The following is a 230-nucleotide window of genomic DNA, read 5'->3' on the forward strand; positions in this document are numbered from 1 at the left end:
GAATCTTTTATTGTACCATTAAATAAAGGTGATCTATTTAAATTATCTCTAATTATTTTATGTAAATCTAAATTTGTTCTTGTAATATAGCATGAAAGTTGTTTAGTATTTTCAATTACTTCATTAGGTGTAGAACTTGAAAACTTAATAATCTTAGAAGTTTCACCAGGTTGTCCTTCTATTGAGGATAAAGTAATCAAATTTAATGATAAAGATTCACATCATCTATT

Annotated in this window: 1 protein-coding gene; it reads right to left on the reverse strand. The window is 23.9% G+C overall.

Annotation, left to right across the window (positions count from 1 at the left end; translation table 11 throughout):
• The coding region (locus tag BUE91_RS05550; protein ID WP_244889893.1) for an FAD-dependent oxidoreductase at nucleotides 1-200 on the reverse strand (200 nt) is incomplete at its 3' end.
• Between the last annotated feature and the right edge of the window lie 30 nt (nucleotides 201-230).

The organism is Streptobacillus notomytis, assembly GCF_001902585.1.
GTDB classification, from domain to species: Bacteria; Fusobacteriota; Fusobacteriia; order Fusobacteriales; family Leptotrichiaceae; genus Streptobacillus; species Streptobacillus notomytis.